Source organism: Neolewinella xylanilytica (genome assembly GCF_002934605.1).
In the GTDB taxonomy this organism is placed as follows: Bacteria; Bacteroidota; Bacteroidia; order Chitinophagales; family Saprospiraceae; genus Neolewinella; species Neolewinella xylanilytica.
The window spans coordinates 1-4,136 of record NZ_PTJC01000013.1; the positions used below are offsets into that span (position 1 = coordinate 1).

The 4,136-nt window shown below is 36.6% G+C and carries 3 protein-coding genes; all 3 read right to left on the bottom strand.

Annotated features, from left to right (window positions below):
* Window positions 1-394: 394 nt before the first annotated feature.
* The 3 genes from CLV84_RS21615 to CLV84_RS21390 all read right to left on the bottom strand — a co-directional run bounded on the left by CLV84_RS21615 (window position 395) and on the right by CLV84_RS21390 (window position 3,966).
* Complete coding sequence (locus CLV84_RS21615) at window positions 395-955, bottom strand: hypothetical protein (RefSeq protein WP_146088909.1); 561 nt, start codon at window positions 953-955, stop codon at window positions 395-397.
* Between the two features lie 300 nt (window positions 956-1,255).
* Window positions 1,256-2,266: an adenine-specific methyltransferase EcoRI family protein gene (locus CLV84_RS21385; RefSeq protein WP_104421897.1), complete on the bottom strand. Its 1,011-nt coding sequence runs from the start codon at window positions 2,264-2,266 to the stop codon at window positions 1,256-1,258.
* Window positions 2,267-2,406: 140 nt separating this feature from the next.
* Window positions 2,407-3,966: a phospholipase D family protein gene (locus CLV84_RS21390; RefSeq protein WP_104421898.1), complete on the bottom strand. Its 1,560-nt coding sequence runs from the start codon at window positions 3,964-3,966 to the stop codon at window positions 2,407-2,409.
* Window positions 3,967-4,136: the final 170 nt, after the last annotated feature.

The following is a 4,136-nucleotide window of genomic DNA, read 5'->3' on the forward strand; positions in this document are numbered from 1 at the left end:
GTACAATGAGTTTCTGCAAATCGCTCTACCAAGTCTCGTTTTGCTAATCAGACGAACTCATCAGTTCCTGCAGGCTATTAGTTTCCGCCAACGGGGGCGCCACCGCAGGCCGGCTTTACCAGCCAACTTAAGGATCAAGAGATAATTTTCCTAGCTGATAAAGCGTCATCTTCACCTAAAACCATCACCGCCGGCTTGACGATGGCGCTGTGTTGGCGGAAGTACCATATTATTAATTATCATATATAAATAGAGGCGTTGTTATTCGCTTCTGCTTAGGAACTTGAAATCTGAATATTTAATCATTTATGTGAATTCACAACTGTACTATTGAGCTCGTTTTAGATACTTTTTTAACATGGCTCATTCATCAGCTATTTTTCACAATGCAACATTATTGAAATATTGATACTCTTTCAATAAAAAGTACAAATCCTATACTTCCAATAACGATAACCGTCATTAAAGGTGCTACCAAAATACTGGCCACCTTTACTTCGAATGCAGTATTCATCCTATTACGAACCACTTGAACCGCGCTGCTATATTCTGGGTCAGATAATTCTGAATAAGATAGTGTGCACAATTGCGCCTGGAGATATTCTTGCATGCTTGGCCAATCTGGAACTTTTTGTTCATCTCGGAATCCGCCAATCAAAAATTTAGTCCGCAGTTGATCTTCTCTTCGAGGATTTGTACAACCGATACCGAATTGATGAATATGAACTGTATCGCCCAATGAGACAGAACCTATGAATGATTCGTGTACGATGTAAGAATTTATCTCAACAGGGAATATATCCTGAGTATCCGGAAAAAACTTATTGGTCCTTTCAATAGCGATCAACTCACCTACAAACACAACTTCGTAACCATCCGTGGAACCCTCTTCGTTTATTGGTGTAGGTAAACACATACACGCATGAGCAAGGCATGGCACCATGGCCTTGGCCATGGCTAAAATTATTAAACGTTTGACAAAGTGAGAAGTCATAATCACGTGACTCAAGGTAAACTTCACTTGTTATGTGTTATGAATAAATCTACTTCTTTTTGTCTGTATACACCGGTAAGATATAGGTGTATGTAGTATTTCCGCCAACGGGGGCGCCAACGCAGGCCGGCTGCAAACAGCCAGCATCTGGACCCCAGTAAACTTGTAGATTGTTCTTAAGTACCTCATCGACACCCAAAAAGCATAACCGCCGGCTTGACGATGGCGCAATGTTCTGCGAATTCTATGTTTATGCTTCAGCTATAAGCTGTGAACAATTTTAGTCTTTCTAACTTTTTTATTCCTTACCAGTATTCTAAAATATGGGCATTTCCCATCTATAGAAAGATCTTTTCCGTTATCACCCTTTCTGAATTTTATAATTTCAAATTGATCTGGATTAAATTTATGTAGAAACGTGATTGGAACTCCAATATGCCCTTCAAAATCGTACGGTATATCTTTTGTTTTATTTACGTTTATACCATTATAATTATCATAAAAGGGGAAATAACTTTCGTTTCCATAATATGATTTCGTCAGACATATATCTTCGTGTCTCTTAGATGTGTCCATGTTCGTTAACCATAAACAATTGTTAGGAGAAACTATCCTATTACCGTCTTCATCGACCTTAGTTTCTGTACCGTATAGCCTATAGTGTTTCGGGACTATAAACCCTGAAATTCCTCGTCCCATATTTATGCCCATCCAAGCTTTATTGTTTTTTATAAGTTTAAATATCTCTTTATAAGTGATAGCATTTATATTTCCGATTACGAGAAATTTTTTTTTGAACTTTATGAGTTGCGCTATAAATTCTCTAAACAAGGAAAATGGAGGATTGGTAACAACTATATCCGATTTCATAAGAAGGTTTATACTTTCTTGACTACGAAAATCTCCGTCACCTTTAAAGTACTCAACCTTGATTTGTTCCATATCTGACACACCTTCGCCATTAATTTCGCCGCAATACTCTATAAAATAAGGTTTTCTAGATTCTGTTTCAGAAGCAAACAAATTATTAGTTTGATCTTTGTAACATGCGACTATCAACCGTTTGAGGCCAAGCGCTTTGAAATTTTCAAAAAAGTATCTGAAGAAATTACTTACCTTAAAATCATCGCAGTTACAATACACAACCTTATTATTGAAGTGCTTACTATAATGCTTGAGCTCAACCTCTATATCAGATAATTGCGTGTAAAATTCATCTTTCTTGTTTGCTTTTGCTTCTTTTAAAAGAGAATGTTGAACGTTTCTGGCCATATATTACGACTTTGGGACTTTTATACTGGCTTATCAAGCAGAATGACTGAGAACTCAAAAGTAAGTGTTTTAGACATAATAAACAAATCATGTCTTTTTTTTCGCGAACATAGTTTTTGTTTAACCTGCTTATCAGTACCTTAAAACAAGTTGCTTTGAAGCTTGCCTACATCAACATAACTTGTTGATTGTTCTACCAACCCAGCAATTTCTAACAAATCAATAATTAGTGGACATCGCCTTTTCGCGGCTTCAACGGTGCCTGGTTTAATATTGTATTTTTTACAATACTCTACCACTTTAGGAAAGCTGAAGAAATGCTCATATATAAATTGTGTTTTAGGTAAACTACTCTCGTCACTTGTATTTAAGAACTCTGCCATTAGATTCACTGCCCCCATTTCGAATATCAAATTTCTAAAGAATTGCAAATTTTCGTTATGAAGTTGTATAACTGATTTGAGAATCTTTATATAGTGTCTTTTATTGTGCACCATTTCCCAAGACTTATCAAAGTCCTTATTTTTTTTCTTAAAAGATAGGTCGACTAATTCTATAACATCTTCAAGTATTGCGAATAGTTTCCTTCCGTTTTCAGTTAGGTTAATTTGATAGTTTGATTGGTCCTCTACGTTTCTATTATCATCGATAAGTCCCAATTGCATCATGCCTATTAGCAAATACTTTGATTTCCTTTGAAACCCTCCGATTTCACCAGTTCCAATATCTCCCCTTAATCTTACATACTCATCTGCTATATGAGAATCTTTCCGATTTGATTTCCCTATCACCTTCAAACCGTACAATATGTGTCCCACGTGAACTCCTTGGGGAAAATGATAGCTAGGCTCATCATAGTTAAAAACCTCTACTGGCCTGTCAATAAGATTAGTCAGGGTTTGTATATTCTTATTATCATCATTTTTGTTGCTCTTAGATATCTCATTCTTGAAATATTTAAATAGAGATCTAGGGATTTTCGCAATCTCTTTCCTGCTAAAAAGCTTGTCTGTTCGATTGCTATTCTTCCCTTTTTTGTTGTTTCTAGGCCTCAATATTGAAGATTCGGTTGGAATTTTTCCATCTTCCGTTAAATCATGAATTACATCAGGACTTAAAGGGACTAAATTTGAATCAGATTCATCAAAGATGGTGTGATAATAAGCCTTAACACTATTTAATATTTGGTCCATATCTTTTAGAGAACCGTTGATCCTTATGCTACTCTCAACATTTCTAAACAACCCATTTAGAGTTAGATTGGATGACCCTACTATCAATTCTGCTTGGTTAATCCCTTCAAACAGGTAAATTTTAGGATGAAATATTATCGTTTCTTTTTGATAATATAAAAACACCTTGGCGTTATCAATAGTAAGCAGTTGAAGTAATGCTTGCTTAGTAGTGCCTCCCTGATCAATTCCTACAATGATTCTGACATTATTTGTATCAAATTTGTTTTTTAGTAAAAGACCTTGTAGAACTTGAATTGCGGACCGGCTAGCGAATGCCGACAGTATTGTGATCTTGTCATATTCGCCGCTTTCAATATTTGAAACTATTAATTTTCCTACAGCATTTTCGGAAACCTCATCGTAACCCTGTGAAATAAATGTAGTTATCATAGTTATTTGTGTTGTTTTTTTCGCCGAACGGGTGCGCCAACGCAGGCCGGCTCCACCAGCCAGCAATCTGGACATTGATTAGCGTTGAGATGGTTTTCTAAAGCTTCATCGACAAGCAAAGGCACGACCGCCGGCTTGACGATGGTGCAATGTTCATGGCCATTAAGCTAAGTATTTTACGACATTAGATTGCGGCCGAACTTAGGGGAATGACTCACGCTCTAACCCAGTTCCTTGCCCAGCTA

What these genes read in the sequence shown, in the direction of transcription:
- CLV84_RS21390 (WP_104421898.1), bottom strand. Translation starts at nt 3,966, where the DNA reads ATGTCCAGATTGCTGGCTGGTGGAGCCGGCCTGCGTTGGCGCACCCGT.
- CLV84_RS21385 (WP_104421897.1), bottom strand. Translation starts at nt 2,266, where the DNA reads ATGGCCAGAAACGTTCAACATTCTCTTTTAAAAGAAGCAAAAGCAAAC.
- CLV84_RS21615 (WP_146088909.1), bottom strand. Translation starts at nt 955, where the DNA reads ATGGCCAAGGCCATGGTGCCATGCCTTGCTCATGCGTGTATGTGTTTA.